Origin of the sequence: Cupriavidus sp. NPDC089707, assembly GCF_044748965.1 — a bacterium.
Classification (GTDB): domain Bacteria; phylum Pseudomonadota; class Gammaproteobacteria; order Burkholderiales; family Burkholderiaceae; genus Cupriavidus.
The window spans coordinates 21180-47842 of the sequence record NZ_JBIVHB010000018.1 but is presented as its reverse complement, the minus strand read 5'-3'; the positions used below and the strand labels follow the sequence as shown (position 1 = coordinate 47842).

Sequence of the window (26663 nt, the reverse complement as noted above, 5' to 3'; positions counted from 1 at the left end):
GCCGAGAGATCGTCAAGCGAACGGGTCGCTTCGCTAAATTCCGAGCAGGAAGCGGTTGGCGAGTTCTTCGACGATCGATGCCTGCAGTCTGTCGCGAGAGATTTTGAGCGGATCGCGATCTGCGGTCGATGCCATCCAGCGCTTGAAGTCGACGAACGCGGTCGGACTGATAGTCGTCATCCGAGCCATCCTCCCGGTCACGGAAACGATGGGCGCCGAGAATGAAGGCGATCCCAGCAGGACATTTTCGCGTCTCGCCTGGACTGCCCAGAGGTCGTCTTCATCATCGGTCAGTTGGAGCGGGTGAGGGTCAAGACCGGCGGCCTCGCGACGCAGGATGTCCACCTCGAAGCCTCTTGCGTTCACTGCCGTAAAGAGTTGATCATCCCGAATCTCGAAGGTGCTATCCACCTTGCGTAGAACATCCAGCATCGAGAGGTCGAGGTTCTTTATTCGTGTAGCAAACTGGAGACGTTTGCGCGTATCCCAAAAAAGATCCACGTCGCGAGTTGCGGGGGCACGTTCTTGCAGGCGAACTCCGGCTGCGGCTTCATATGCATACAGTGCATGTGTCCCGACGACAATGAAATGCTCGGCGATATTGAGCCGAGTCATTACGTGAAGGATGGCCACGAGGATGTCTGGAGCACGGCCGACGCGGATCGCGCGGTTCAGCCGCCGGTGCCGGTCGAGCTCGTCTGCGAGCGTCTTCAGCCTGGCCTCGGTGGCTTCCTTGCGCGCGTTGAACCGCGAGTACATGTCCTCGGTCGTTTCCGAACGCACCCCGAGGCTCTTCTGTTTGTTGTCCACGCCGGTCCGAATGAGGTACTCGCGGCCCTTCGTGGTTCGCCAGAGCATGCCGCCGCGGACCTCTGCGGCCTTGGCCCGCGCAGATTCCCAGGCTTCGAACACCGCTTTGGCGTCGATGTACTGGCGCAGTGCATCTTCATCCAATTCGATCCAAGGATCCATGGAGTTTCAGTATAAAACAGCAATCTATCTATTTTATACTGAAACCTCGCGGATGTGCTCTATGCGTCGGCGCGAACCAGCGACTGTGATGTGCGTTGAATCATGCGCCTGCCTTCTTGTGAGTGCCCCAACCGATGCGATGCCGCTCCTGCGTGGCCTCGTGCCGCGCATCCTCCTCGCTGTGCAAGTAGGCGCTGGTGGTCGAGATCGACGAATGCCCAAAATTATCCCTGACATACCGCAGATCCACCTGCCGGTCGGTCATGTGCGACCCGGCGGTGTGGCGCAGCCAGTGGGCCGAGGCGCTGGCCAGGACATCTGCCTGCGCCGCCCAGTCGGGCCCGCGCGCGCGCAGGCGCGCGGCTGCCAGGCCGAACACTTCCTTGAGGATCAGGTGCAGCGCGCCGCGTGACAGGCCTTCTTCTTCGTGCTGACGGTCGTGTTGCCGGTCCTTGCGGCCAATCACCGGCAGCAGCAGCGGGCGCGTCTCGCCGGGTTGCGGCGTCGGTGCCAGCCCGTGGGCGCGGCGATAGCGCGCCAGCTCGGCAATCAGCTCGTCGGTGGCCGGCACCAGCCGGGTCTTGTTGCCCTTGCCGGTCACCTCGAGCCACCAGCGCTCGACGCCCTGGGCATCGCGCCGGCAGAAGAAGGCCCCCATGGCCGTGCCAGTGACCTCCGCCGCGCGCAGTCCGCCCAGATAGAGCACGGTCAACAGCCAGCGGCAGCGCGCCGCATGCAGCCGTTCGCGCGCGGTGGCGGTGTCGGTCGTTCCCGGCATCGCCGCGACGGCGTCTTTGACAGCGTCCCAGAGGTCGTGGCTCAGGTAACGCGTGATGCGTGGCTGCGTCGGTGCGCGCCGGCGGCGTGCCAGCGCCAGCGGATTGCCGGCCAGGTAGCCAGCCTCGGTCAGCCAGGCAAAGCAGGCGTTCAGGATCACCAGCGCGTGGCGCACGCTCGCCGGCGACAGCGGCCCGGCAAACGGGCGCCAGTCGGGGTGGTGGCGCCCGAGCTTCTTGCTGCCCGCGAGCACCCAGCGCGCCGCGGGCTGCGGGTCGGCCAGGAAGCGTTCGTAGACCAGCAGGTCCTCATGCGTCAGCGACGACAGCGGCTTGCCGAGTTGCAGCACCGCCCACAGCAGCAGCCGCTCGACCTCGCGGCGGTAGGCGCTCACGGTCGCCGGGGTGTCGGCATAGCGCGCGAGCCAGGCGGTGACGGCAGCCAGATCGTCGGTTGCGGCGATGCGGGTGGCGGTGGCGGGGGCGCGGTTGCTGCCGTCGCGTCCGGAGAGGGCCGACGGCAGGCGCAGTTGCTCGAGCGGCGTGGGCAGCGCGGCGAGGAGGCCGGAGGTCGTTGGGGCGGGCGGCGGGTCGGGGAAATCCAAGGTCGAGGCAGTGGCTGAGGCGGGTCGAGTTCGAATTATAGAAAAAGCACTTATGTCTAATGTATCGTCAACAAGATTGACGCCGCGCTGCAGGCCGCCATGGCCAACGACATTGCCGAACTGCGCAGCCGCTTCCCCTAAACCCGAGCGCTGTACCGCGAGGTCTGCGGCCTGCTGTTCTTCCGCTACGGCGTCACGCCCACCGCCAACAAGCTTTACAGCCTGGTGCGCAAGGGCAGCATGGGCACGCGCGCCGAGGTGCTGCAGGGGTTCTGGCAGAAACTGCGCAGGCGCACGCGCGTGACCATCGAGCATCCGGACCTGCCGGATGCCCTGAAGCAGCGACGAGTTCCCATGGTCTACCTCATTTCATGCGGGCTTCGATTACCTGTTGCAGGACGGGCATAGACGTCATATTGGTCGGGCGCACGACGTCTCGTACTTAACCTGTAGGGCATCCGATATTGATGCGTGACTTTTTTTTCGCATGTAAAGTAAATTTTTTCGAGACAAGTGATCAATATTATTGATGCCCATCACGCTGGCATTGGCAACGCGCATTGCTGGTAGTATGCAGACACAAGAGCACCTGTCGCCTCCTGTCCTGACATGCCATGACGATCGCAAACCGGCTGGCCCTTGCCGTACCCGTCCTTTTTGCCTGCGCCGGTGCCGACGCCACCGAAGGCGCCCTGGGCCGGCCGGTAACCGGGACCAGCGTCCTGCCCAATGCGGGCATCGTGTCGCCGGAACCGATACTCGCGGTCAACATTGGTGAAATCTACCTGGATGGTGCGATCGGTGGCAGCCGCACCGTGCCGATCGCTGGCAAGGCTTCGGCCGGCATCGAAGGTAAGGTTGCCTTCACGCTGGCCACGGTGATGAAGGTCTGGGACACCGGCCCCGGTGCCTGGAACTTTGCCTCCAGCTTCACGCTGCCCTATGTGTGGACCAAGGTCACGGCCAATGTCGGGGTGGGCAACCGCGGCAGCAGTTCGCAGGACACCGCGTCCAATTTGTTCGACATTACCTTCGCGCCCATTATCGCCGGCTACCATTTCTCGAAGACCGAGCACGTGGCGCTGAGCGTGAATGTGTGGGCGCCGACCGGCAAGTACGACCCCAACGCGCTGGCCAACCCAAGCCTGAACAACTGGACGTTCATTCCACAGGTGGCCTACACCAAGCTGTTCCCGGAACACGGGCTGGAATTCGATGCCGTGGCCGGCATCCAGTTCTACACCCGCAACAACGCCACCGACTACCAGAACGCGCCATTGTTCACGCTGGACACCATGCTGCTCAAGCGCTTCTCCAATGGCGCAGGCCTCGGTCTGATCGCAGGCACAACGCAGCAGCTCGGCGACGACAGCGGCCCGCTCGCCGACCGCCTGAACGGATTCCGCGGCCATGACTGGGCGGTGGGCCCGATCATCACCTACGACACCAAGATCGGCGCCAAGAGCCTGTTGTCGCTGGGCCTACGCTGGGTCCCTACCGTGGCCAGCAAGAACCGCCTAAAGAGCACGAATACCTTCATGGGTACGGCCACCATCGTGTTCTAACGATCCAGCGTCAATGCGATTGAAGTGCTGAAAGGCGTCGGCGGATCCCATCCGCGGCCAATGCCGTTAGATGAAGTAGACCAAAATCGCACCGCGCGAAGACCCACCCGTATCAGGTTGCAGGCCGTGAGCGCAGTGTTGAGCATTCGCCAGGCGGTGACTTCGTCCATGACCGCATCGGTCACCGAACTGACGAACCCGGACGAGACCTCGGTGCGGTACTGCTCGGCCAGGAACGCCTGGATCTCGCGCTCCGTCATGCCGCGGGAGTACATGGCGATGATCTTATCGTCGAACCCGGTGAAGCGCCGCTCGTGCTTGGGGATCAGAATTGGGGCGACATGTTATGCCCTAAACAAAAAATTTCTGACAGGCCCCGATTAAAGCTTGCGAATATTCGACGCTTGCAGGCCTTTCTGACCTTGAGTCACTTCGAATTCTACCTTTTCGCCTTCTGCCAGTGACTTGAACCCAGTGCCTTGGATTTCGCTATGATGGGCGAACAGGTCCTTGCCGCCGTCGTCGGGTGTGATGAAACCATACCCCTTTTCATCGTTGAACCACTTCACAACACCAGTCGCCATGTTTTCCTCTAGTTTGTGGTTGTACATTGCTGGCTTCCTTTGCCAGCATCTCGCACGAGGCTGGCGCTCGAAAGATGAGCATAGCTTAAGTGGCGTGACGAAGCCAACAGCAAAGCATTAGGGTTTAACCGCGCATTCTCGCTGAGAAGACGGACGACCAGGCTTCATTATTAGGGCTCTTACACCAATGACGCGACCGCATATGAACCAGGCAACCAGACAAAGATTAGAAAAACCTGCCGTTGGATGTGCGGTTTTAGGTACATACAGACTGCTTACCGACCCGCCAGCCGAACCACCGAAACATGCGGCCTGAGTGAGGACCCCTTGGCTGCCACCGGGAGCGTTAAAGACCTTGGAGTTCGAAGGCACGGCACATCGCATTCCGGCAGATCACATCCGCGGGAGACACGATGAAAATCAGCATTCGCGTTGAGGTCATCACGGGTTATGGCGAGAATTCCATATTTGACATCTGCGATATTGACCGCCCTTGTCGCGAACTAGAACCGGCGAAGGTCGGCCTGTCATTGGCTGAAGGGAAAGACGTACTGCATGAGCTGAAGGATAGTGGTGGCGATGCAGGCTGAAGAAGTCTGCATGCTGCGACGATTTTGCACGCGCTGTCACCGTTTCCTCGACCTCAAAGATCGCCGGATTCGCAAGGTAGACACAGTTTTTGGTACCGTGCCATTTCGCAGTGCTCGGATTATTTGCTGTCCATGCGGGACACCCCTCCGAATGGAGTTCCCATATAGCCCGATGACGGAGTACGTCCCGGAGCGGGCGACCAGCGAGTTGCTCGCGCTTGAAGCCAAGCTGTCGGCACAGATGCCTTACCGGCAGGTTGCCTCAATGATGCGCGAGTTCCTGTCTGTACGGGAGACGCCGAATCATGTGACTGTCCGGAATGGGTCGCTATGCAGAGATTTGCATAGCGACCCATTGCTGCCGTTCGGGATATGAGCCATCGCCTCAAGCAGATCCGCGTGCCGCACATTGTCAGAAGGGCATGGCTAGACAAGAGGCGATTCGTCCGCCAGCGCCTCCTGAAGGCGCCAGCGCTTGCGGTCACCGCGCAGGCCGAAGCGGTCCCGGTACTCTGAGGGGCTGCGGCCATTGAGACGGCGGAATGCCTTGCGGAAGGCTCGGATATCCGTGTAGCCGCAGTCCTGGGCAATCTCGCCGATTTCCTTGAGCGTGATCTGCAACAGCAGCTCGGCTCGCCGGATGCGGAGACCGGCCAGGTAGTCGCCCGGGCTCTGCCCGAGCTGCCGGTCGAAATGACGCAACAGCGTGCGGGTACTGGTGCTGGTAGCCCGCGCCACATCGTCGAGCGTGATGGGTTGGTCCAGATTGCGGCGCATCCACTGGATCGCCTTGTACAGCACGCTGTCCGATGCATAGGAGATCACGCCCTGTTCGGCGATGTCGGTCATGACCTGTTCGCGTTCGGCGTCAAACAGCTGGATGCTGGCGACCAGGCCAGCCAGGTCCGCGGCCCCGAGGTTTGCCAGCAGGCGGATCGCCAGGCTGACCTGCTGCGCGGCAGTGGTGGCGCACAGGATGGGGCCGTCGCAGACCAGCGCCTGTCCCTGCGCGAGCCGGATCGAAGGGAATTCACGCGTGAACCAGGCCTGGTGGGTCCAGGGGACGGCAACCGTCCTGCCTTCGAGCACGCCGGCTGCCGCCAGCCACCAGATACCGGTGCCGCAGGTGGCGATCAGCGCGCCTTGCGCATGCCGCTTTGCCACCAGAGAAACGGCATCGGGCTGCTCGGCCACCAGTCTGCGCAGGTGCGGCAGGTTGCGCATCTGCACCGGCGCCACCACCAGTGCGCGGCGCTCGGCGGCCTCGCTGTCGTCGGCGTTCGTCTGATAGCTGTCCAGCAGGGGATGACCGATCGACACCGGCTTGCCATGGATGTCGACTAGCCGCCAGCGGATCAGTGGGCCGGACTTCTGTGCCTTGGAATCCGCTGCGCGTGCCGCTTCCAGGCGATTGGCGAGGACCAGGGTGTCGATGATGGAGAAGAGCGTTCCCGCCATGCCTTCGGACGGCAGCATCAGCTCGACGAGTAATGTCATGGATTTCCCGAGTGTGGCGTTTTTGGCCCCCTGATTGTCGTCATTGCGCCTCCAGCCCGGCAGGCTTTCATCGCTAGCATTCCCCCACTACAACGGCGACTGCGGAGCGGCTATGGATCGAAGGAGATTTAACCAGTGGCTGGGTCTTGGCGCAATTGGCGCGATCGTGCCCAGGGCGGCGTTCGCCGCTTCGGGCTACCCGGAACGGCCCGTCACGATGATCGTCCCCTATCCGGCGGGCGGTCCGTCCGACACGGCGGCGCGGCGGCTGACACCTGAGCTCGGCAAGCGGCTGGGCCAGCCGGTAGTGATCGACAATGCGGCCGGGGCTGGCGGCGCGCTGGGTGCGCAGAAATTCCTGCGAAGCGCGGCGGACGGGATCACGCTGTTCTACGGCTCTCCCAACGAAACCATCCTGGCGCCTCTGGCCAATCCTGCGGTGCGCTACAAGTCGGTCGAGTTCCGGCTCGCGTCGCTCGGCGCCTCGGCTGCGCTGGTGCTGTGCGGGCACGCCGGCCTGCCGGCCGACAGCATCGACGGACTGGTGGCACTGGGGCGCAAGACAGACAAGCCGCTGTCCTTCGGCTCGGTGGGGGTCGGCTCGCTGCAGCACCTGGCCTGCGAAAGCATTCGGGCTGGCACCGGCATGAAGATGCTTCACGTTCCCTACAAGGGCGCGGCACCGGCGCTCAACGACCTGCTTGGTGGGCAGGTCGACCTCATGGCGCTGACCATGGGTGCCAGTACCGTCGCGATGATTGCCTCCGGCAAGCTGAAGTGCTTCGGCGTGATGGCGGCCAGACGGGATGCTGGTGCGCCGTCGCTGCCCACTATCAACGAGGGGCAGTACTTGAAGGACGTGGTGTTCGAAGCCTGGGGCGGCGTGTTCGTACCGGCGAAGACGCCGGATGCGATCGTGGAGAAGCTGAACGCCAGCCTCGCTGAGGTTTACGGCCTGCCTTCCGTGCGCGCCCTGATCGAGGCCGGCGGCGTCCATGTGCCACCCCGGCTGGGTACGGCGGAGGCGGCGCGATTCTTCTCCGGCGAGGCGGCCAAGTTCCAGCAGATCGCCAAGAACATTGACCTCTCTGCCTGAGGAATGCCGATGACCCGGCAACCTTTCCTAAAGTCGACTACGTTGCCAACATTGCTTTCCACCATCGACACGGCGAAATTCGTCGACATCCGCCGGCAACTGCACGCCTATCCCGAATTGGGCTTTGAAGTCGGCGCCACCAGCAAGCTGGTCGCCTCGCTGCTCGCGGAATGGGGCTACGAGGTGCATACCGGCATCGGGAGGAGCGGCGTCGTGGCCCAGATGAAGCTGGGCAGCAGCACGCGGCGCCTTGGCATTCGTGCCGACATGGATGCGCTGCCGATCCATGAAGCGACCGGCCTGCCATATGCCAGCAAGTGGGACGGGCGCATGCACGCGTGCGGGCACGATGGCCATACTGCCATACTGCCATACTGCCATACTGCCATCCTGCTGGCCGCGGCAAAGGCGCTGGCGGATTCGCGCGGTTTCGACGGCACGCTCAATCTGATCTTCCAGCCCGACGAGGAAAACCTGTGCGGAGCACGTAACCCCGCCGATGATCAACGCCGAAGCCGAAACGCGGTTCGCGCAGGAGATCTGCGCCGGCCTGGTCGGCGCCGGCAATGTGATCACGCAAGTGTCGGGATCACTCAGTGGAAGCGAGGACTTTGCCTGGATGCTCAGCGAAGTACCTGGCTGCCACCTGCTCCTGGGCAATGGTGAAGGCGAGTCGGGAGGGTGCATGGTCCACAATCCGGGCTATGACTTCAACGACGAGTATTGCCCCTGGGCGCGGCGTGCTGGGTTGCCATTGCTCAGAATTATCTCGCGACGTCATAGGTGTTACGCGTACCAATCGAGCACAAGGAACCGAACCAAAATTGGTCGAGGCCATGCCTGAACTTCAGCTTTCAAACTGATTTGTGCAACAACGCCATTCCGCGGGCCGAATTTCCTTCTTTGGCCATCTCTAAATCTGAACCTGCGTGCCAATCTCAATCACCCGATTGGGCGGAATATTGAAATACTCTGCAGGGCTGCCTGCGTTCTTGCTCATCGTCGCAAACAGGTGTTCGCGCCATAACGCCATCCCGCTGCGGGTATCGGCCACAGGAATGATGGTCTCCCGACTCAGGAAGAATGACGTCTCCATCAAATTAAAGCCGCCATACAAAGCCAATCCGGCGAGTGCCTTCGGAACATCCGGACGATCCATGAAGCCGAAGCGCAGCACGATCCGATAGCAGTCCTGTCCAACTGGCTCGAAGGCGGCACTTTCAATGGCAGGCACCCATGGCACTTCCTTCATCTTCGCTGTGAGAAAAAAGGACTCGCTGATGCTGCACCTGGTTGTGATTGAGGTTGTGCATCAAGGCGTGCGGCACTACTTCCGGCGTTGCTGTGAGGAATACTGCCGTGCCATGCACCCGGGACGGCGGATCCTGGAATAACGATTGCAGGAACGGTTCAAGCGGCAAATCGGAACTGCGAAGCCGCTCAAAGAGCAAGGCACGGCCGCGTACCCAAGTCATCATCACAATGAACACCCCCGCGCCGAGGGCCAGGGGGAACCAGCCGCCTCCGGCGACTTTCAACAGGCTGGAGGAGAGGAACGCCACGTCCACCGCAAGGAAACAGCCTGTCGCGAACACGCTGCGGCTGCGCAAGCAGTGATCGGATGAGCGCCGGCGACATGGTACAGCCCGTTCGTTTCGGGACGTTGTACAGCATCAGGGGGCGGGCAGTGGCGCGCGCCACTTCGCTGAAATGCCACCCGATGCCCTCATCGGAGGGCCGCAGGTAGTAGGGCGGCGGCACCAGGTAGCCAGCCAGTTCAAACGCATCCAGTTCCGCAACTTGCGCACACACCGCGCTTGTATCGATCGCGCCTACGCCAGCAATCACGGGTAGCTCGCCGTGGACGGATTCAAGGACTGCCGCCGTGAAAACTTGCTGTTCGCGAGTGGAAAGCAGGCCTCCCTCGCGCGTCGTACCCAGGATGATCAAGCCGTTCACCCCTGCCTCCACGTAGCTCTCGGCCAGCCTGGCCGCACTTGACAGGTCCAGTGACCCGGCCCGCATCGGCGTGACCATGGGCACCCAAATGCCACACGGTCACTGGCGGGATATCGGTTCGATGGCGGTGCAGGTAAGGGCGGCGGGGCCGAAACAGCTCTCCTCCTCAGTGCGCCACATCGTCACCTCCCAAGGCAGTCGTCACGCCGAACTCCGCGGCCGGTAAAACCGTCATGATGGCATCCATGGGGTCACTTCAGAATTCGGACAATATTGCACGCCAAGCGACTGCCAGGGGCGGTCGTGCTCGTTGACCGTCCTGGCGGAGAAAGTACCTCAGCCAACCGGAAATCCGTGCGGAAGCCTTATCTGGTAAAGGTCCGACGGCATTCTCAGCAAGTCCTTCATGGTCGACGCAATTCCCGCATCATCGGTTTGGCCCGACAAATTGCGCCATTGGGAAACGACTGGTTATCGTAATAGTCTGCGTCCCCAGCCAGCTCACCGCTCGGCTGGAAAACCTTGCCAGGCGCCAATCTCCCGGCGTCGGCGTGCAATATTCTCCGAATTCTGAAGTCACCCCAAATCAACTTTGTAGAGGATGGAACGTCGAAAGGTTGCGCTGGCAATCGAGAGTGATGGCAATACAGGTCGGACCGGGACTCGCCAAACCTGAATGCGGGAGAGCGCTTCGAGCTCGCCCCCGGAAACGAGGCGTGAGTCAGCGGATTCCATAGGGGCCGCAGCGTATCAAGCTGCCCAAGGCTGATATAAGTCAGCAGCCAGTCCTGTCGTGTCAGAACACTCGAAATCCTTCGCAAACGGGGACAAGGGTATTCCCCACCCCTGGTCCCAACGATTGGGCGGATCTGGTTCTATGAAACCGCCATTGCTGTCGCCACTATTTCTGCCAGCCCAAAAGCGCTATGACCCTTTTTAAGCGCGCCTGCGCGCCCGCCAATCCACCGTCAAGAGACAAAAATGAGCATAGAAAACCAACCCGTTGACGTGCAGATGCTGGCGGATTTCGCCTCTGCATGGAACCGCCACGACCTGGAAGCCCTGATGAGCTTCATGACCGATGACGCCGAATTCCATGCCGTCGGTGGCCCGGACCTGCTGGGCCGCACCTTCGAGGGCACCCAGCCCCAGGGAGAAGGCTCTCAGTTGGCCTGGCAGCACTTCCGGACGCCGCCTGGCTGGATGGCGACCACTTCGTGTGCGGCGAGCGTGGCGTTTCCTAATCCACCTTCCGCGGCACCAAGGCGGACGGCGCGCGCATCGTGGCCCGCATGGAGAACGCCTACCGCAAGGACAGGCCGGAGCTGGTCGCCCGCTGAGCCGGCCCAGCCCGCAAGGCAGTTCTTTTCAGTACAGCGACGTAAAGTTCGCTGATCCGTGACCGATTCATCTTGATGGAAACCAGCCCATGCCCAAGCGCGCCATTTCTTCCGACCGTGTCTTCAAGCCCTCGCTGCCGTTCGCCCAGGCGACGCTGGCTGGTGGGTTCCTGTTTGCCTGCTCGACGGGGCGCAATCTGCAGGGCCAGTTCGTCGTTGGCGATGTGCGGGCGCAGACCCAGCAGGCCATCGACAACATCCGCGCCCTGGTCGAGCAGGCCGGCGGCAGCCTGCGCGATGTCGTTAAGTGCACCGTCTACGTCACAGACCGCGCCAACTGGGCGCCCATGAACGAGGTCTATTTCGCCAACTTCAGCGAAGACCCGCCGCATCGCGTGTCATGCATCGTCAGCGGCCTGGGCTCGCCAGATTGCCTGGTCGAGATCGACGCCACGGTTTTTCTCGGCGACTCCTGAGGCGCATCGATCGCGGCCGCTGCCGACGCTGTCGCGGCGAGCCGAAGCGGTGCGCCAGCCCAACCCATACCACCCCCCAAGGAGCAGACCCAATGCTCAGCCGTCGCTCATTCCTGTCACTCTCGCTCGCTTTGCCCTTTGCGGTGCAAGGCCAGATGCTTCCCGGTGGCCGCCCCATGCGCTGGGTTGTACCGTTCCCGGCCGGCGGCTCCGCCGACGCCATCGCGCGCAACTGGGCCAGTTCGTACACGGCGGCCACCGGGCAGGCCATCGTGATCGACAACCGCGGCGGTGCCAACGGTCTGCTCGGCATCCAGGCCGTGAAGGAGGCACCGGCCGATGGCAGCGTGCTGGGCGTCCTCAACGTTTCGTTTTTCACGGCCCTGCCGCTGATGATGGCCAAAGCGCCCTACGACCCGGCACGCGACCTGACGCCCATCGCCCGCCTGGTGACGTCGACCGTGGTGTGCTGCGTGACGCCGGAGCGCGCCAAGCAGAACGGCTGGACCAACTTCCGCAGCCTGATCGAATGGGGCAGAAAGCCGGGGCGACAGCTGACCAAGGGATCGGCCGGCAACGGATCGCCCGCGCACCTGCTGATCGCCAGCGTGGCCAAGCGCACCGGCGCCAGCATCCTGCATGTGCCCTACCGCGGTGGCGCGCCGGCCTTAGCCGACCTGCTGGGCGGGCAGATCGACATGGCGTTCGATTTCATGCCGGCGCTGATGCCGCACATCGCAACCGGGCGTCTGATCCCGCTGGCCGTGGGCAGCCGCGATCGAAGCCCGCTGATGCCCGAGGTGCCCGGCATGGGCGAGTTCGCCGACCTGGGCCTAGGCGACCTGGACCTGCAATCGTGGAACGCACTGACCGGCCCCGCCAGCATGGATCCGGCGACCGTTCGCGCCATCACGCAAGGCGTGAAGCGCAGCGCAACGCCGGAACTCGCGGCGCGCCTGAAAAACGCGGGCCTGGTACTGGCCACCACCGACAGCGCCGAGGCCACGCGCGCGCTGATCACGGCCGAAGCGCCGCGCTGGAAGGAAATGGTGCAGGTGTCGGGGGCCAAGATCGAATGAGGCGCAAGAGCCCGAGCGCGGTCCATGCCTGAGCGTCGCACGCGTGGTTTCGCCACGGCTTGGCGGTGTCGATCCGGAATATCTGCGAAAAGCGCGTGTTCCGGCTCTGTCGGAACAAGAGGGCTTCCCCAACAGTCAAAACCAGACCCAAACGACGCGAGCATCGACATTTCAGCAAAATCGCTTGAGCGCTCATCCTTGAACAGCGGCGTATCCGCGCACCAGGCGTAGAGCGCGTCGTACATCACCATGCCTGCCCTCAGCATCTCGTGGTCGTCGGCTAAGTTGAGCGACAGCCCTTTCGAGATGGCGAGCAGGCCGGCCGCCTCCTTCGCGAGCTGGGGCTGGCCGCAGTCGGCGGCGCGCACGATCAGCGCCAGCTTGTTCAGGGCCGGGTCAATCAGCTGATACTTCTCGATGAAGGCGTCGAAGCTGCAGCGGTCGCCGTGGTGGCCGAGCTCGACATTCGGCACGTCAAGCGGAGCGCAATGCGGCGCGCGCCGAGACTGCGGCCGCGCGCGAGGACATCGCGGCACGCTCAGCCCAGCTGGAAGAAGCGCGTCAATCGATCGCGGAAAGCCAGGCGGACCTTGCCGCCGAGCGGCAGGCACACGCCGCCACCCAGGCACGGCTGGAAGCGGGCAGGGCAGAACTGGAGGGGGCGGGCCGCCAGCTGACGGAGCTGCGGTCCCAATTCTCGACCGAGCTGGAGCGTGCGCGCGAGCAGGTGACCATGGCCCAGGAACGGGCCGAGGCCAGCGAGCGGCGGGCACTGCGCGAACTGGATCAGGAGCGTACCGCGCGGCAGAAGAGCGAGCGCGCTGCCGAGGCGTTGCGCACGGAACTGGCGGCCGCGCGCCATGAAGCCCGCGACGCGGCGGTGGCGCAGGCCGAAGCCCGGGCCCGGCTCGAAGCCCAGGTCGCGGCGCTCACGGAGCGGCTCACCGAGCGGCTCGCCGCCGCCGAGGCGGCGCAGCGCCAGGCCGCCGTCGACCGGGACGCGGTGCAGACGGAGCTGGCGGCGGCACAGCGCCGGGCCGAGCGCGCCGAGGCGGAAGCCGTGCTGGCGCGCCAGCTGCTGGCAGAATTGCGCCTGCCGCGCGAGCGAGAGGGCGCCGGTAGTGGGCGTCGGCGCAAGCCCGGCGGCCCTGCGCCGACCGATAACGAAGCACCAAATGAAAAGCCGGCTGACGAGCACGGGGCGCCCACCGGCTCGAACCCGGAAGACGGCAGCGACAGCAGCGACAACCACGACGACAGTAAACATTGAGCGGGCGGCCGCGATCTGCTGGATCCAGGACCAGATAGCCGATTACGACCTGGCCACCCTTTTTTCCGCGCGGAGCGTGCCGCTTCAGGAATGCCGGCCAACTCTCATGATCGTGCTGGCGGTGTCGACCAAGGCCGCCAGGACAAGCATGGCGATGATCACCGTGCAAGCCTGGGGCATATGGAACAGGGAGAGCTCGAAATACAGCATCTGCCCGAGCCCGCCGGCGCCGACAAAGCCAAGGATTGCCGCTACGCGGATATTCATTTCCCAGCGATACAGGATGTAGGCCAGGAACTGGGGCCATACGCAGGGCAGCGTCCCATACATGAAGACCAGCGCGGCGGGGGTACCCTTTTCGATCAGCGCGCGGCCGGGTGCGCGCGGCGCATTCTCCAGCGCCTCGGCGAACAGGCGACCGAGCACGCCCGCGGTATGCAGCGCCAGGGCGAGGGTGCCGGCAAACGGTCCCAGCCCGACTGCGAGGACGGTCAGGGCAGCCCATACCAGTTCCGGAATCGAGCGCAACAGGTTCAGCAGCAAGCGCGAGAACGCGCGCAGCGCATCGCCGTAAAGCCCGGAAGCCGGTAGTGCCAGGCCAAAACCCAGCACCGCCGCACACAGCGTGCCCACGGCGGACACCGCGAGCGTTTCGAGCATGGCGCCGCCGGTTCTGGCCAGGAACGTGGCGGACAGTTCTGGCGGGAAGAAGGTCTGCAGGAAGCGCAGGATCTCGGCTGCAGCCTGCGCGGAAAAAAGCCGGCTCAGATCGAGCGAGAGATAGGCAAAACTGGCCGCAATCGCGATTGCCACGGCGAGCAGCGTAAGCAGGCACTTGAGGCAGAGTTGACCGGCCGTGGGCGTGTTAGTCGCCATGGTTCAATCCAGCATCTTGCGCAGCCGGGCGCTGAGCGCGTCGGCCAGCAGGACCAGCAGCAGGAACACAAGCAGGATGGTCGCGGCTTCGCCGCCGTTGAGCAGCTTCATGGCCTGGTCCATCAACTGGCCAAGCCCACCGGCGCCAACGAAGCCCATCACCACCGACGCCCGGACGGCGCATTCCCAGCGATACACGGTGTACGAGACCAGTTCCTGCGCGGCATTTGGCAGCAGACCGTAGGACAGCGCCGCCAGGCGCCCGCTGCCACCGGAGAGCAGGGCGTCCGCCGCGCGCTGGTCGCTGGATTCGAGGATTTCCGCATAGACCTTTGCCAGCATGCCGCCATAGGTGACGGCCAGCGCCAGCACGCCCGCCGCCGCGCCAAGGCCCAGGGCGCGCACAAAGACCAGTGCCCAGACCAGCTCGGGCACCCCGCGCAGCAGGAGTACCAGCGCCCGCACGGCGCTGCGCAGTGCTGCCCGCACCCGGAGTCCCGGGCCCGGACCGATGCGGGAGATGGAGAGGCTGCTGGTCATCGCTACGGCCAGCGGCGCCGCAATGACAAAGGCGAGGGCGATGCCCGCGGTCGCGATCGCCAGCGTTTCCAGCGTTGCCTTGGCCACGTAGCCGAGAAACTCGGCTGAAACCTCGGGAGGCAGGAAGTTTCCCAGGAAGTCGCCTATCACCTTCAGGTTTGCCCTGTCGAACAGTGCCGACGGGCTGAACTGGGACAGCCTCAGCAGGGGCCACAGCACCAGCAGCGCCAGGACCAGTCCGCCGGCCCGCCGCAGCGCCTGCGGGTCGCGTGGATGAGCGCTCATCGACATGCCGCCCTGCGCGGGTCACCGCCGCCGGAAGTGGCGGCGGTGACCGCGGCCCGGTTGCCCTGCACCGGTGGCGATTCGCTCTCGGAGGCGTAGAGTTCCCGCAGCAGGGCGTCTGTGACGTGCTCGGCCGGCAGGTCGAAGGCGACCTCGCCAGACTTCAGGCCGATGATGCGGGGAAACCAGCGCAGGGCAAGGTCCACCGCGTGCAGGCTGGCGATCAGCGTCACCGCCCGCGTATCGGCTTCCTTGCGCAGCTCGCTCAGGGTCAGATTGGCCAGCACGGGATCCATTGCCGAGACCGGCTCGTCGGCCAGGATCAGTTCCGGGCGCTGGTAGAGCACGCGGGCCACCCCGACGCGCTGCAGCTGCCCGCCCGACAACTGGTCGCAGCGATCGAACAGGCGGTCGGCCAGCTCCAGTCGCGCCAGCTGTTCGCTGGCGCCGGCGATATCCGCCGGATAGACCAGCGAGAGCATGGATTTCCAGCCCGGCCAGATACCGAGGCGGCCGGCAAGGATGGCGGTGATCACGCGCTGGCGTGGAGGCATCGGCGGCGCTTGGTGCACCATGCCGATGCGGCAGCGCAGGTGCCGCAGGCGCGCGGCGCTCAGTGCCCAGGGGCTCTGCCCCAGGATCTCGACGCGGCCTTCGCCGGGCCGCAGCGACGTTGCCAGCAGGCGCAGCAGCGAGGTCTTGCCGGCGCCCGAGGGACCGATGACGGCGATGCGCTCGCCGCTGCCCGCCGACAAGGCGATCTGGCTCAGCGCGCGCTGCCCGTTGGGGTAGCTGACGCTGGCGGCATCGAGATTGAAACTCACTTGATCAGGCCCGCGGTGCGGGCCGCGGCCTCGATGCCGGCGTAGTTCTCCGGCTTGGTAGGGATGTACTTTACGGTCCGTTGCAGTGCCATGATCTCCCTGTGCTCGGGATTGGCCGGGTCAAGGCGCAGGAACGCTTCGGTCAGCTTCTTGCGCAATGCCGGGTCGAGCCCGCCGCGTACGGTCCAGTTGTAGTCGAAGTAGGGCGGCGTGACGGCAAACACCCGGACCTTGCCGGGGTCCACCTTGTGCTGCTCCACCAGCTTGTCCCAGACCGAGGCGTTGAGCACGCCGGCTTCGGCCTTGCGGGCCTGGACGAAGGCGGCCGTTGCGTCATGGGCGCCCGAGTAGGCAACAGTCTTGAAGTCCCGGTCCGGATCGATGCCGGCCTGGTGCAGGAAATAGCGCGGCATCAGGTGTCCGGAAGTCGAGGACGGCGCGCCGAAGGCGAAAGTCTTGCCCTTGAGGTCGGCCAGGTTCTTGATACTGCTGTCGGCAGTGATGAACTTGCTGGTAAACGCCGCATCTTCCTGCCGCTGGACGATGGGGATGGTGGCGCCTTTCGTCCGGATCTTGCTTTGCACGTAGGTGAAACCGCCCAGCCATGCCATGTCGATCTTGCCCGTTGCCAGGGACTCGACCACGGCGGCGTAATCCGTCACTGGCATGAACTCCACCTTCATGCCGGTTTCCTTCTCGAGATATTTGCCAAGCGGCGCGAACTTGCGCTGCAGTTCGGTCGGTGCCTCGTCGGGGATGGCCGAGACTTTCAGGACGCTCTGTGCAGCCTGGGCACCCGACAGGACGACAAGGCCGGCAAGGCCGGCAAGGCCAGACAGGGCAAGCGCGGCAAGGCGTTTGGCGATACGCGGGAATATGGTTGTGGTCATGATCGAGCGTGGTCGAAGAACGGCAGTGATGGGGCGGGGACAACCACAAAAAGGCGCCTATGCTACCGCGATCGGGCGGGTCCTTCCGTCATTTCGCCATCAGCGTTGCCTGATGGAAGTCTTCCCCGCCCGGCACATCGGCCGGCCGGGCGTATTGAGCCGGGTGGTGCTGGCTATCAGTTCCATGGCGGCGCTCCTGGCCAATCTGGTTTCAAGGCTTCGGCGACAAGTCTAATGACTTCGGCACGTTCCAGCTCCGGCGCGAACAGCGGCGCGCGCTGCGCGCATTGCCGCCGCAGGCGCTCGAGAAAAGCGTCATCGCCGCTGGCGTGCTCCAGCATCGTCGCCAGGTGCGCGGCATCGCCCGGCGGGAAGTAGCCCTCGTAGTCGCGGCCGAGCATGCCGACGTTGCCCGGGATGCGGCTGGCCAGCACCGGCACCCCGCTGGTAACGGCCTCGATGATCACGTTGGCGCCGCCTTCCATCACGCTCGATATGACCATTGCCCGCGCCTGGCCGATGCGCCGTCGCGTCTCGGCGTGAGACAGGTTTGCCAGCCAGACATAGCGCCGGACCCCTGGCCAGCGATGTGCTTGCAGCGCCTCTGCTGCCTGCCGCCAGGTATCGTCCAGCGCCGCGCCGATGTGGATCATGCGCACGCGCGAATCGTCGGGAAGCAGCCTCAGGGCCTGCATGGGCGTCCCCGGGTCCTTCTCCGCCCGCATATGGCCCACCAGCACGACCTCGAACGCGTCCTGGCTGGCTGCTGCCGGCAAGATTGCCGGGGCGGACTGGTAGATGACCCGGCATTTGGCCCGATGCCCGGGGGCCAGTTCAGCGGGTCCTTCGTCCTGCAGCACCACCAGGTGGGTGGCCAGGTCCAGGGAGCGCTGGGCGGATGCGTCGCTGCGGATGTCGCGGTACAGATCCGTCCCGGTCAGCACCACCATCAGGGGCCGGCCGGGACAGGCTTTGGCAAACCTGGCGATGGAATCGGCCGAGCGCCGGGCGTGCAGCGCGATCAGGCACGCCGGGACGGCGCCGGCCGGGTGGTCTGCCGCCCACTCCGCGGCCAGGGTCACACCGTAATCTGGCTGCAGGAAGCGCGACCAGCGATGTGCGGTTTGCCAGTTGCCGTTATTGGCTTTCCGGAGTGCCGGGCTGATAATCGCGACAGTGGCCTTGGGAGGACGCATGACGATCGGCTCTGAAGGGGACGCAGCCAGAAGGATAAACAAATTCGGGCTCGAAGCGGCATTTGCCGAAGCGCATGTCCGCACCTGGGCCATCTTGCAGGACTTGTCGCCGACTCAGTGGCAGGTTCGCTACGATCCGGGGATCAACCCGCCCTTGTGGGAATACGCGCATGTCGCGTGGTTCACCGAGCACTGGGTGTTGCGGGACCCGCGTCCCGGCCCGGGCGGCCGCCTGGTCGCAAGCCTGCCGTCGATGCTTGATAACGCCGACCGCCTCTTCGATTCCTCGCGCGTGCCTCACACGGATCGCTGGAAGCTTGCGTTGCCCTCACTGGGGCAGGTGCGGGGCTACGTGGCCGCGGTACTGGAGCGGGTCCGGGCCAGCCTCGCCGCGGCGGACGACGCCGACCAGGCGCTCTATTTTTTCCGGCTCGCCTTGTTCCACGAAGACATGCACGCGGAGGCGCTGACCTATATGCGCCAGACGCTCGATTATCCGCGGCACGCCCAGTTCGGCATGCCTTCGATTGCGCCGGGTGCCGGGCCGGTGGCCGCAGGCGACGACACGTTCCTGATGGGGTCGCCTGCCGGAGGTGACGGATTCGTCTTCGACAATGAGAAGTGGACCCACCCGGTCCGCATCGCCGCTTTCCGCATCGATCGCGCTTGCGTCAGCAATGCCGCATTTGCAGAATTCGTGGCCGCCGGCGGCTACCGCGACCCTCAATGGTGGTCCGCCGACGGACGCGCATGGCTGCAACAGAGCAAGCTGGCGCATCCGGTGCGCTGGCGCCTGACAGCCGGCGGCTCCCCGGGGCAGTGGGCGTTGCGCTGGTTCGGGCAGTGGGTGCCGCTGCCGCCCGACCAGCCGGTGTGTCATATCAATGCCTACGAGGCGGAAGCCTATTGCCGCTGGGCCGGCAAGCGCTTGCCCACGGAAGCCGAATGGGAGTACGCGGCAACGCATGACCTGATCCGCTGGGGTAGCGCCGTGTGGGAATGGACGGCTGATCCTTTCGAGCCCTATGCAGGGTTCTCGCCCGATCCGTACCAGGAATACTCCGCCCCCTGGTTTCACACGCATCGCTCGGTTCGCGGCGGCTCGTTCGCCACGCATGCCCGCATGCAGCATCCTCGCTACCGGAACTTTTACCTGCCGCACCGCAGCGACCTCTTCGTCGGATTCCGCTGCTGCGGCTGAGTTGCGGCTGAGTTGCGGCTGAGTTGCGGCTGAGTTGCGGCTGAGTTGCGGTTGAGGGCGGCGTCTTCACGGTGACATCGATGCTTGCGGTAGCCGACTGCCGTATCTGGCCGGGGATGCCGCCGGTCCGGCCGCCCAGGGCGTTGCCAGCCGCCGGCCGCCTGTAGAATCGGCTACCACGCAACCCTGGAACGTCCCGCATGGACTCTCAAGCCCCGGATCGCCGCGCGCTGCTGCCGCTGGCCTATCACGCAACGGTGGTCGATTATCTGCGTCGCCACGAGCCTGAAGTCTGGCGCTGGGCCAACGCCCGCGCAACTGGTGCCGACCACCGCGACGCATTGCGCGCGATGCTGCTGCGGGACACTTACCGGATCGAGGTGGACGCCCACGCCGACGTACACGCAGCGCTTGCGCAGGCGATGTCGCGGCTCGGCATCGAAGCGCGCGCGACGCTCTACCAGTCGCCGGGCCAGGATATGAACGCCTCGCTGGTCTATGTGCCCGGGGAGGTCCACATCGTCCTGCAGGGTCCGCTGCTGGAGCGGCTCGCGCCGCCGGAACTGCTGGCGGTGTTCGGCCACGAGCTGGCCCACTATCTGCTGTGGTCGCGCGACGACGGCCAGTTCCTGGTGGCGGACCGCATCCTGAATGACGCACTGGCCGCGCCAGGCGCAAGTGCCAGCCATCGCGAGACCTGGCGCCGCTATGCACTGCATACCGAGCTGTTTGCCGACCGTGGCGGCGCCGTGGCGGCCGGTGCGGTGGCGCCGGCAGTGTCGACGCTGGTCAAGGTGCAGACCGGCATGGGCAGCGTGGACGCGGCCGCCTACCTGCGCCAGGCGGCCGAGATCGAATCCAGCGAGCCGGGCGCGAGCGCCGCCCACAGCCATCCCGAGACCTTTATCCGGGCCCGCGCGCTGGCGCTGTGGTGGGAGGGCGCGGCCGATCTTGATCCGTGGATCGAAACCCGCCTGCACGGCCCGTTGGCGCTGGAAAAGCTGGACCTTCCCGGACAGGTCCGGCTGCAGGCGCTCACGCGCGGCTTCCTGGCTCAATTTCTCGCCGGCACGCCGCTGACGAGCGAGGCGGTGCTTGCGCAGGTGCGCATGATGTTTCCCGACTGGCGTGACGATGAACCGGCGATCGGTCCCGAAGAGTTGGGGCAGGGCGTGATCGACGACAGCGTCCGCGGCTACCTGAACGCATTGATGATGGACCTTGCGCTCGCGGACCCCGACCAGCAGGACGCGGCGCTGCTGCACGCCGGCAAGATGGCACAAAGCCTCGGCAGCCTCGAAGCGCTGCAAGGCAACCTGCGCCGCGACGCCGGTTTCGGCAAGCGCGAACTGGACCGCTACCAGCGCCAACTCGATCGCCAACTCGATCACCAACGGGCCAGGGAGGGCCGGGCATGAATGACAGCACGACCCACGGCATAAACACTATCGCCGATATGAACGGTAGCGGCGAGCCGCGCACGCTGCGGGCGCTGATCGATGCGCAGGCGGGCGCGGCGCTGCCTGTCGACGACGTCCTGGTGCTGGTGTTGCCCCTGTTCGCGCAGGTCGCCGCGTTGCATGCGCAGGGCAGGGTGGCTGCGCTCGATCCCGACAGCATACTGGTGAGCAAGGACGGCGCGCTGCGCCTGCGGCGGCCAGATGGCGAAATCCCCGTCATGGACATCGACGCGGTGCATCGCGTGCAGCCGCATCCGGCCTCGGGCCTGAATATCGTCGGCGCTCTACAGCTCGGCCATGCCGATGACGGGCAGCGCGACCAGACCGACCTGGCCTTGCAGCTTGACGCAACCGCGCCGATCGAGCGCCCGGTCTACCTGCGCGGGCCGGCGAGCTGGGAAGGACTTCTGGGCCACCATGACGAGATCGGCGACGTCTTCCTGCTCGGCATGGTGCTGGCGAGCCTCGCCTGCGGCCTGGACTTCGCGGATGAGCACGATCTGCGCAGCTTCGTGGCGCACCGCCGCAACCTGTTCCTGCTGCACGAGCGCTTGCACCCGATCGTCGCCGCGGTGATCGTCGAGATGACCGAGATCAACCGCCACGATCGCGCCACCGATGTCGCAGCGCTCGCAACGCGGCTGCGCACGTGGCGCGAGCAGCCGGCAGCCCTGGACGTGGAACGGGCGCTGGCTGGCACGACTGGCGCCACACCGCGCCGTGCCGCCGTGCTCACGCACCTGCGTGACCGCCTGTTCGACCTGTCGCGGCGCAACCGCTTGCTGCACTTCCGTCCGACCGCGGCCAGTGTCAACCTGACGGTGGCCAGCGTGCCGCTGATGCTGCAAATCGAAAGCGTGCGGCCCGAACACATCTGCACCTGGGGCGGCCCGTTCGCCGCCGACCTGGTGGCGGGCAAACCGGTGTCGCTGCAGCGCTGGCTGCGCTTCGACGACCAGCCGTACCTGCCGGCATCGCTCGACCGCCTGATCGCCGAGACACGGCGCGACCGCGCCGAATACGGCTTCAGCAACTTGCGCCTCGTGGTGGCGTTCCTGCGCTGGCACAACCTGAAGGAGGCGCCGGACGAGCGCATCGTCACGCCGCTTCTGTGGCTGCCGGTGGAACTGGTCAGGCGCAAGGGCGTGCGCGACCAGTACGTGATCCAGTGCACGGGCGGCGAAGCCGAGTTCAACCCGGTGCTGCGCCACTACCTGAGCCAGCTCTATGACATCCGGCTCGACGAGACCGTGGATCTCGGCAAGACCTCGCTTGAAGAGATCCACGCCGGCATCCTCGCGCAGATTCGCCGTTCCGAGCCTTCGGTGGAGCTGCGCCTCGTCGACAAGGCCGCGGTGCGGCTCGTGCGGCAGAAAGCGCTGCAGCGCATGCAGCAGTTCCAGCGCCGCAGGCCGGGTACGTCCGCTGCGCGCACGGGCGGCTGGCTGCCGCCGTACAGCTATGCGCAGGACGACTACCGCCCGCTGGGCCGCGCGCTGTTCGAGCATTGGGTGCGGCCGAGCGAGCTGCCGCAACGTTTCGAGGCCGGCGCAGCCCCGGGTGCCGGCCCGCGCCAGCCGCAGATGAGCGGCGCAGCCGCGGCGCAAAGCGAAGAGCGCCAGGGCTTCGTGCTCGAGGAGTCCGAGGGCCACCGTTATGCTTGGGATCTGGACCTGACGCAGGTGACGCTCGCGAACTTCAACTATCGCAAGATGTCGCTGGTGCGCGACTACGCGCAGCTGCTCGACGAGCCCGGCGCGAATCCGGCGTTCGACCGCGTGTTCTCGATCGAGCCGCGCGATGTGGAGACGGAACCACCCGCGCCGCTCGCGCCGGCCGAGCAGTGGAACGTGGTGGCGGCCGATGCGACGCAGAACGCTGCGGTCGGCCTTGCACGCAGCCAGCGCAGCTTCATCATCCAGGGCCCGCCGGGCACGGGCAAGTCGCAAACCATCACGAACCTGATCGCCGACTACGCGGGGCGCGGCAAGCGCGTGCTGTTTGTCTGCGAGAAGCGGGCCGCGCTCGACGTGGTGTTCCATCGGCTCAAGCAAAGCGGGCTGGATTCGCTGTGCTGCCTGATTCACGACTCGCAGACCGACAAGAAGGCCTTCATTGCCGACCTGCGCGCCTGCTACGAGCAGTGGATCGCGCAGCCGCACGGCGGCGATGCACTGGCGGCACGCCGCAAACAGGTGGCGGAGGCCCTGGCCGCTTACCAGCTACGTATCGACGCATTCGAATCGGCAATGGCCGCAGCGCCTGCGCCACTCGGCGACAGCGTGCGTGCACTGTTGCGCCGCGTGGTAACGCTCCCCGCGGTGCCGGAAGCGGGGCCCGCGATGCGCGAGCGCCTGCCGGCGCTCGCCGCATGGGACCGCCAGCGCGATCTCGCGCAGCGCGTGCACCGCGCGATGCGCGAGCGCTTCGGTCGCGACAGCCTGGCGGCGCATCCGTTCGCGCGCCTGTCTGCGCAACTGGTGGCCGACGAGCGCGCTTATGGCCGCGCCGAGCAACTGTGCCAGGACGCCGAGGCACTGTTCGATGCGCTTGACCCGCTGCTGGACAGCACGGCGAGCCTTACCGGCCACGGCACCAGCCTGGAACAGGCACGCGCGATTGCCGTCGACAGCCAATGGCTGCTCGACACGGGCCTTGCCGCACACCTGGACCTGCTCGATCCGGCCTCGCCGGCACAAGCGGCACTGCGCGATGTCCGCGCGGACCTGGACACGCGCGCGCAGGCACTTGCGGACGCGCGCGCCGTCACGTCGCACTGGCACGACAAGCTGAGCCCTGCCGATACCGAATCGGCGCTGGTGCTCGCGCGGCGGCTGGAGCCATCGATCGCGCGCTGGCTGCAGCCCGCATGGTGGCGGCTGCGCGGAGAACTGAAGCGCCGCTATGACTTTGGCAAGCACGCCATCCATCCCGGCTACGGCAAGGTGCTGGAAGCGTTGTCCGCAGAGCACGCCGCGAGCGCGGCGCTGGCGGCGGCGGATGCCGACAGCCGCCGCCGCTACGGCGTGAGCGAGATGCAGGCCTTCCTGCGCGCGCTCAACGAACTCGAGCAGCGCCTGCAGTCGGGCGCGGGCCCGCGCGAACTGGTCGCGCATCTGCGCCAGGCCGTCGATGCGGTCGCGGCGGCGCGCGCCGAGGCCGGCGCGCACGAGGCGCTGGAAAAGCTCGCGCAGCGTGTGCGCGACGGGCTGGCGCTGGCCGGCGATGCGCGCCTCGGCGACATCGCCGAGCTGCTGCGCGACCTGCGCGAAGCGCTCGACGAGCTGCCGGACCTGTTGCCGCTGTTGCGCGCCGTGCATGCAGGCGATCCCGCCTGCGCCGCCACGCTGCAATGGCTCGATCATGAGCCCGCGCAACTGGAAGCGCTGGTGGCCGACGAGGCGCTGCGTCGCCTTGCGCGCGAGAACCCGCTGCTGGCGAGGATGGGCGGTGCCGCGCTCGCGCAGGCCGCGCGCGCCGTGGCGCAGGGCCAGCGCGAACTGCTCGCGCTGAACGCGGAGGTCGTGCGCGCCACGCGGCATCAGCAGTTTGCCGAGCATGTGCGCGCGTCTTCGTTGTCGGCCACGATGCTGGACGCCGACGGCAAGGCGTTCAAGAAGCAATACGCCACGGGGCGCCGCGAACTGGAGCATGAGTTCGGCAAGAGCATGCGCCATCGCTCGATCCGCGATCTCTCCGACGACGAGACCGGCATCGTCATCAACGACCTGAAGCCGATCTGGCTGATGAGCCCGCTGTCGGTATCCGACACGCTGCCGCTGTCGCCGGACCTGTTCGACGTGGTGATCTTCGATGAGGCCAGCCAGATTCCGACCGAGGAGGCGGTGCCGGCGCTAAGCCGCGCGCGCCAGGTGGTGGTGGTCGGCGACGAGATGCAGCTGCCGCCGACGAGCTTCTTTACGGCCGGCGGCGCAGAGGGCGACGACGAGGTCATCGTGGAAGAGGAGGGGGAGCGGATCGCCATCAACCTCGATTCGGACAGCCTGCTGAACCAGGCCGCACGCAATTTGCCCGCCACGCTGCTGGCGTGGCACTACCGCAGCCGCCACGAGTCACTCATCAGCTTTTCCAACGCCGCGTTCTACGACGGGCGCCTCGTCACCATTCCCGACCGTGCGCGGGAACAGGCCGAGGATGAGACGCCGCCGCTGCGGTCGGACCAGGAGGATGCCGGCATCGCAGGCGCCGAGGCGTTGCTGGCGCGGCCAGTCAGCTTCCACCGGCTGGCCGACGGCGTCTATGCGGAACGCCGCAATGCGCCTGAGGCCGTCTACATTGCCCGCACTGTGCGCGAGATGCTGCGCCGAGAGACCGGGCTGAGCCTGGGAATCGTGGCATTTTCCGAGGCACAGCAAGGTGCCATCGAGGCTGCGCTGGAGGCGTTGGCCGCCGAAGACGCGGATTTCGCGATGCGCCTCGAGCGCGAGTACGTGCGCGAGGACGACGACCAGTTCAACGGGCTGTTCGTCAAAAACCTGGAGAACGTGCAGGGTGACGAGCGCGACGTGATCATCCTGAGCATCTGCTACGCGCCGGGGCCGGATGGCAAGATGCTGATGAACTTCGGGCCGATCAACCAGCGTGGGGGCGAGAAGCGCCTGAACGTGATCTTCAGCCGCGCGCGCCATCGGATGGCGGTGGTGTCGACGATCCAGGCCGAGGCGATCACCAACGTGCACAACGATGGCGCGGCCGCGCTGCGCGCGTTCCTGCAGTTCGCGCAAGCCAGCGCACGCGGCCAGTTCGAGCGTGCCCAGGCGGTGCTTGGCGCGCTGAACCCGGGCGCGCGCGACGTCTTCACGCGCGAGGCCACGCCGGACAGCATCCGCGACGCTCTGGCCGAGGCGCTGCGCGCACGCGGCCACCAGGTGCACGCCAACGTTGGCCGCTCGCAGTTCCGCTGCGACCTGGCCATTGCCGATCCGTCGGGACAAGGCTACGCGTTGGCAATCCTGCTCGATTCGCCGTCAGAGGTGGTAACGGATACCGCTGAACGCTATGTGTTCCGACCCGGCATCCTGCGCAGTTTCGGCTGGCGGGTGCTGGACATCCCGGGCAAGGACTGGCTCGACGATCGGGACGCCGTGCTGGCCCGCATCGAAGCCATGCTGGCCGAAGGCGAAGATCGCGCACTGGACGCGGAGGTGGAAATGGCGGCGCCGTTGGCCAAGCCTGCCGCCGTGCAGGCCGCAGCCGCAACGGACGAACTTCAGCCGGCGGCAACCGCGTCGGGTGCGCAAGAAGCGTTCACGCAGACGCTGCGCTTCGAGCAGGGTACGTCGCGCAAGTTCTGGCGGGCCAGCGTGCGCGGGGCGGAGCTTTCCGTCACCTATGGCCGCATCGGCAGCGCGGGGCAGACCAGCGTGAAGGCGTTCGACAGCGCCGAGCGGGCCCGGCGCGAGATGGACAAGCTGGTGGCGGAGAAACTGCGCAAGGGTTACGTGGAGGCGTAGGTCGCGCGGGCGGGGGGGCGCATGACCGGCGGCCATAACCCCACCCTCGCACACTTGGTGGGCCGGCCAGCAAATCACGAATCCCCGGTGCGCCAGATAGCGTTTCAT

18 protein-coding genes and 8 pseudogenes are annotated in these 26663 nt (G+C 65.7%); 12 read left to right on the top strand and 14 right to left on the bottom strand.

All coding sequences use genetic code 11. The features are described from left to right. Positions 1–33: 33 nt before the first annotated feature. Positions 34–972, bottom strand: coding sequence for a GSU2403 family nucleotidyltransferase fold protein (locus ACIP1U_RS24110; protein WP_400320341.1), 939 nt, complete (start codon positions 970–972; stop codon positions 34–36). A gap of 100 nt (positions 973–1072) precedes the next feature. Beyond that, on the bottom strand, positions 1073–2353 hold the full coding sequence (locus tag ACIP1U_RS24105; protein ID WP_400320338.1) for a tyrosine-type recombinase/integrase: 1281 nt from the start codon (positions 2351–2353) through the stop codon (positions 1073–1075). A gap of 99 nt (positions 2354–2452) precedes the next feature. On the opposite strand from ACIP1U_RS24105, the pseudogene ACIP1U_RS24100 reads away from it, so the two are divergent. Further along, a pseudogene (locus ACIP1U_RS24100) lies at positions 2453–2695 on the top strand (DNA-binding protein); the annotation flags it as partial. 272 nt (positions 2696–2967) lie between these two features. After that, on the top strand, positions 2968–3918 hold the full coding sequence (locus ACIP1U_RS24095; protein WP_400320337.1) for a transporter: 951 nt from the start codon (positions 2968–2970) through the stop codon (positions 3916–3918). Positions 3919–4064: 146 nt separating this feature from the next. Here ACIP1U_RS24095 and ACIP1U_RS24090 read toward each other — a convergent pair. After that, positions 4065–4253 (bottom strand): annotated as a pseudogene (locus tag ACIP1U_RS24090) (transposase); the annotation flags it as partial. A 45-nt stretch (positions 4254–4298) separates the two neighbouring features. Continuing rightward, positions 4299–4502: a cold-shock protein gene (locus ACIP1U_RS24085; RefSeq protein ID WP_400320488.1), complete on the bottom strand. Its 204-nt coding sequence runs from the start codon at positions 4500–4502 to the stop codon at positions 4299–4301. 413 nt (positions 4503–4915) lie between these two features. On the opposite strand from ACIP1U_RS24085, the pseudogene ACIP1U_RS24080 reads away from it, so the two are divergent. Beyond that, a pseudogene (locus ACIP1U_RS24080) lies at positions 4916–5423 on the top strand (ISKra4 family transposase); the annotation flags it as partial. Between the two features lie 95 nt (positions 5424–5518). Here ACIP1U_RS24080 and ACIP1U_RS24075 read toward each other — a convergent pair. After that, the gene (locus tag ACIP1U_RS24075) at positions 5519–6589 is read right to left on the bottom strand and encodes a GlxA family transcriptional regulator (protein WP_400320335.1); all 1071 of its coding nucleotides are present in this window, start codon (positions 6587–6589) and stop codon (positions 5519–5521) included. Positions 6590–6701: 112 nt separating this feature from the next. Between ACIP1U_RS24075 and ACIP1U_RS24070 the strand changes: the two genes are divergently transcribed. Beyond that, a complete protein-coding gene (locus ACIP1U_RS24070) occupies positions 6702–7685 on the top strand; it encodes a Bug family tripartite tricarboxylate transporter substrate binding protein (protein WP_400320332.1) in 984 nt (327 codons plus the stop codon). Between the two features lie 9 nt (positions 7686–7694). After that, positions 7695–8468, top strand: a pseudogene (locus ACIP1U_RS24065) (M20/M25/M40 family metallo-hydrolase). Between the two features lie 130 nt (positions 8469–8598). Here the strand turns inward: ACIP1U_RS24065 and ACIP1U_RS24060 are convergent. The 3 genes and pseudogenes from ACIP1U_RS24060 to ACIP1U_RS24050 form a co-directional block, all read right to left on the bottom strand. Beyond that, positions 8599–8919, bottom strand: coding sequence for a hypothetical protein (locus ACIP1U_RS24060; RefSeq protein WP_400320330.1), 321 nt, complete (start codon positions 8917–8919; stop codon positions 8599–8601). Further along, positions 8906–9295, bottom strand: a complete 390-nt coding sequence (locus tag ACIP1U_RS24055; RefSeq protein WP_400320328.1) for a KUP/HAK/KT family potassium transporter — start codon at positions 9293–9295, stop codon at positions 8906–8908. The genes ACIP1U_RS24060 and ACIP1U_RS24055 overlap by 14 nt, the downstream gene beginning before the upstream one ends. Before the next feature lie 46 nt (positions 9296–9341). Continuing rightward, positions 9342–9710 (bottom strand): annotated as a pseudogene (locus ACIP1U_RS24050) (dihydrodipicolinate synthase family protein); the annotation flags it as partial. Between the two features lie 915 nt (positions 9711–10625). Here ACIP1U_RS24050 and ACIP1U_RS24045 point away from each other — a divergent pair. From ACIP1U_RS24045 to ACIP1U_RS24035, 3 genes and pseudogenes are all read left to right on the top strand, one after another. Then, positions 10626–10984: pseudogene (locus tag ACIP1U_RS24045) on the top strand (nuclear transport factor 2 family protein). Positions 10985–11073: 89 nt separating this feature from the next. Further along, entirely contained in the window at positions 11074–11460 is a 387-nt protein-coding gene (locus tag ACIP1U_RS24040) for a RidA family protein (RefSeq protein WP_400320325.1), read from the top strand. 176 nt (positions 11461–11636) lie between these two features. Beyond that, complete coding sequence (locus tag ACIP1U_RS24035) at positions 11637–12539, top strand: Bug family tripartite tricarboxylate transporter substrate binding protein (protein ID WP_400320322.1); 903 nt, start codon at positions 11637–11639, stop codon at positions 12537–12539. Positions 12540–12757: 218 nt separating this feature from the next. Here the strand turns inward: ACIP1U_RS24035 and ACIP1U_RS24030 are convergent. Further along, positions 12758–13021, bottom strand: a pseudogene (locus ACIP1U_RS24030) (chromate resistance protein ChrB domain-containing protein); the annotation flags it as partial. On the opposite strand from ACIP1U_RS24030, the pseudogene ACIP1U_RS24025 reads away from it, so the two are divergent. Beyond that, positions 12997–13809, top strand: a pseudogene (locus ACIP1U_RS24025) (KfrA protein); the annotation flags it as partial. The pseudogenes ACIP1U_RS24030 and ACIP1U_RS24025 sit on opposite strands and share 25 nt — an antisense overlap. An 84-nt stretch (positions 13810–13893) precedes the next feature. Here the strand turns inward: ACIP1U_RS24025 and phnE are convergent. The 5 genes from phnE to senB all read right to left on the bottom strand — a co-directional run bounded on the left by phnE (position 13894) and on the right by senB (position 18420). Continuing rightward, positions 13894–14685, bottom strand: coding sequence for a phosphonate ABC transporter, permease protein PhnE (gene phnE, locus ACIP1U_RS24020; RefSeq protein WP_400320320.1), 792 nt, complete (start codon positions 14683–14685; stop codon positions 13894–13896). Between the two features lie 3 nt (positions 14686–14688). Next, positions 14689–15510 (bottom strand): PhnE/PtxC family ABC transporter permease, encoded by an 822-nt coding sequence (locus ACIP1U_RS24015; RefSeq protein WP_400320317.1) that lies wholly within the window; start codon positions 15508–15510, stop codon positions 14689–14691. After that, a complete protein-coding gene (locus ACIP1U_RS24010; protein WP_400320314.1) occupies positions 15507–16334 on the bottom strand; it encodes a phosphonate ABC transporter ATP-binding protein in 828 nt (275 codons plus the stop codon). The genes ACIP1U_RS24015 and ACIP1U_RS24010 overlap by 4 nt, the downstream gene beginning before the upstream one ends. Further along, positions 16331–17224 (bottom strand): putative selenate ABC transporter substrate-binding protein, encoded by an 894-nt coding sequence (locus ACIP1U_RS24005; RefSeq protein WP_400320312.1) that lies wholly within the window; start codon positions 17222–17224, stop codon positions 16331–16333. The genes ACIP1U_RS24010 and ACIP1U_RS24005 overlap by 4 nt, the downstream gene beginning before the upstream one ends. 176 nt (positions 17225–17400) lie before the next feature. Then, complete coding sequence (senB, locus tag ACIP1U_RS24000; protein ID WP_400320309.1) at positions 17401–18420, bottom strand: selenoneine biosynthesis selenosugar synthase SenB; 1020 nt, start codon at positions 18418–18420, stop codon at positions 17401–17403. Here senB and senA point away from each other — a divergent pair. The 3 genes from senA to ACIP1U_RS23985 all read left to right on the top strand — a co-directional run bounded on the left by senA (position 18407) and on the right by ACIP1U_RS23985 (position 26555). After that, positions 18407–19621 carry a selenoneine synthase SenA gene (gene senA, locus ACIP1U_RS23995; RefSeq protein ID WP_400320307.1) on the top strand — a complete coding sequence of 405 codons (1215 nt, stop codon included), beginning with the start codon at positions 18407–18409 and terminating at the stop codon, positions 19619–19621. The two genes, senB and senA, sit on opposite strands and share 14 nt — an antisense overlap. A gap of 200 nt (positions 19622–19821) precedes the next feature. Further along, positions 19822–21039: a M48 family metalloprotease gene (locus ACIP1U_RS23990; RefSeq protein WP_400320304.1), complete on the top strand. Its 1218-nt coding sequence runs from the start codon at positions 19822–19824 to the stop codon at positions 21037–21039. After that, entirely contained in the window at positions 21036–26555 is a 5520-nt protein-coding gene (locus tag ACIP1U_RS23985; RefSeq protein WP_400320301.1) for an AAA domain-containing protein, read from the top strand. Before ACIP1U_RS23990 ends, ACIP1U_RS23985 begins: the two co-directional genes overlap by 4 nt. The last annotated feature ends 108 nt before the right edge of the window (positions 26556–26663 follow it).